The organism is Streptomyces yerevanensis (assembly GCF_000716805.1).
Taxonomy (GTDB): Bacteria; Actinomycetota; Actinomycetes; order Streptomycetales; family Streptomycetaceae; genus Streptomyces; species Streptomyces flaveus.
Window position 1 is genome coordinate 1 of sequence record NZ_JNWJ01000164.1, and the last position, 2314, is coordinate 2314.

Annotated in this window: 2 protein-coding genes; both read left to right on the forward strand. The window is 70.2% G+C overall.

What is annotated here, in order from left to right; translation table 11 throughout:
* Positions 1 to 182 precede the first annotated feature (182 nt).
* Positions 183 to 1667: an NAD-dependent succinate-semialdehyde dehydrogenase gene (locus OP79_RS48710; protein WP_033329668.1), complete on the forward strand. Its 1485-nt coding sequence runs from the start codon at positions 183 to 185 to the stop codon at positions 1665 to 1667.
* Positions 1668 to 2215: 548 nt separating this feature from the next.
* The coding region (locus tag OP79_RS48715; RefSeq protein WP_033329653.1) for an AsnC family protein at positions 2216 to 2314 on the forward strand (99 nt) is incomplete at its 3' end.

Genomic DNA, 2314 nt, shown 5'->3' on the forward strand with positions numbered 1-2314 from the left:
TCGCGATCCTCGCTCTCGGCCTGGTCGCCCTGGTGCGCTGGCTCGGCTCCGGACGGCAGGGCTCCCTGCTGTCGGTCGAGAACACGGCAGGGGTCGCCACCCCTGCAGGCGAGGCCGTATGACCACCCACCGATCGTGCTCTCTCAACACACCATCCTGCGATCAGCGAAAGAGCCACGCGCATGACTGACACGCTCACCGCTCCCTCAGAGGAGTCGGCAGTCCTCAAATCCGTCCCCCGTGGCTTCCTCGCCCACGACTGGCAACCCGCCGACGGCGGTCGCACCTTCGAGGTGCGCAACCCCGCAACCGAGGAAGTCATAGCCACCGTCGCCGACTGCGGCGCACAAGACGCGCTCAAAGCACTGGACGCGGCGGCCGCGGCCGCCGACCAGTGGGCCCTCACCAGCCCGCGAGACCGGGCGACCGTCCTGCACCGGATCACCGACGCCATGACCGAACACCGTGAGCGTCTGGCCCGGATCATCACCCTGGAGATCGGCAAGACGATCAGCGAAGCCCGAGGTGAGGTCGACTACGCCGCGGCCTATTTCCGCTGGTACGCCGAGGAGGCGGTCCGCCCCCACGCACGCAGCACACCCTCCCCGGACGGCAAGAGTCACATCGTCACCGTCGCCGAACCGGTCGGTCCCTGCCTGCTGATCACTCCGTGGAACGTGCCGCTGGCCATGGCCGCCCGCAAGGCCGCAGCCGCCCTCGCCGCAGGCTGCACCGCCGTGCTCAAACCGGCCGCGCTCACCCCGCTGTCCTCCCTGATACTGGGCGAGCTGGCGCGCGAGGCCGGCGCGCCCGCGGGTGTCCTGACCGTGATCACCAGCAGCGACCCGGCAGCGGTCACCACGGCACTGCTGGCCGACCCCCGGCTGCGCAAGCTGTCCTTCACCGGGTCCACCCCGGTCGGCAGGCTGCTGCTTCAGCAGAGTGGCGCCCGGGTGCTGCGCACCTCGATGGAGCTGGGCGGCAACGCGCCGTTCCTGGTCTTCGACGACGCCGACCTCGACCTCGCGGTCCGCGAAGCGATGACCGCGAAGATGCGGCTGGGCGGCCAGTCCTGTGTCGGCGCCAACCGGTTCCTGGTCCAGGAGGGAATCGCCGACGCGTTCGCCGCTGCCATGGGCGAGCGGATGGCCGCCACCAGGGTGGGACCCCCGGACCGGGAGGACATCGAGCTCGGTCCGCTGGCCGACCACCGTGCGGTGGACAAGGTCCGCCACCTCGTCGAGGACGCCGTGGCCCGTGGTGCCGTCGTCATCGGCAAGGCGGACATCCCCGACGGGCCGGGCCACTACGCCGCCCCGACCGTGCTGGACCACGTCCCCGCCGACGCCGCGATCATGCACGAGGAGGTCTTCGGACCCGTCGCCGCCATCCACCGGTTCTCCACCGAGGCCGAGGCCATAGCGGTGGCCAACAACACCGAGCACGGCCTCGCTTCGTACGTGATGACGTCCCACATCGACCGCGCCCGCCGGGTCGCCGCCCGTCTGCAGGCCGGCATGGTCGGCATCAACCGCGGCCTGGTCTCCGAGGTCGCGGCGCCCTTCGGCGGGATCAAGCAGTCCGGTCTGGGCCGCGAAGGCGGACCCGAGGGCCTCCACGAGTACCAGCAGCTCAAGTACCTGTCCATGCCCGGCTTCAACACCTGAGCAAGGCGGACTCCAGCGCAGGGTTCGCCCACGTGCCGGCCGGGCAACGCAGTGACCGGGATGATGATCCGTTCCGCGACGTCCACTGGCGCGCGGCCAAATCCGCCCCGGGTGGCCAGTCTCCGGCGGCGGCATTGATACCGCCGGCCTGGCCGCCCGGACGGATCTTCGGCAGGACGGCGCTGTGAAGCAGTTCCCGCCGCTGGTGCCTGCCTCGCAGTGCTTGGTCACCGACGGCAAGGGGCATCCTGCAGAAGCTGGGCAGGCGTCTGGGGCGTCAAGCTGCCACGGCAGCCCGGTGAGGAGAGCCTCGGTTCTTCCTCACCGGGCTGCCCTCTTGTCGGCGTACACATAACGTGCACAGCCACGCCCGGCGTCCAGAGGCTCGACACACGCGTTGCGCTGCCGCCTCTGATCCCGGGCCGGGCACATCCTGAGCCTGATCAGCAACCAGCACGCACCATGCTCCGCAGGAATCCATGGCACCCGCGATCCGCGTGCCGTGGGGGCTGCCATCTCCACCGACTTGATGAAGGAGACGGTCGACCGTGGACGCCATCGACGAGAAGATCATTGCCGAGCTGACCCGCAACGCCCGCATCTCGCACTCCGAGCTGGCCGGCAAGGTGCTGCTGTCCCGCAACGCG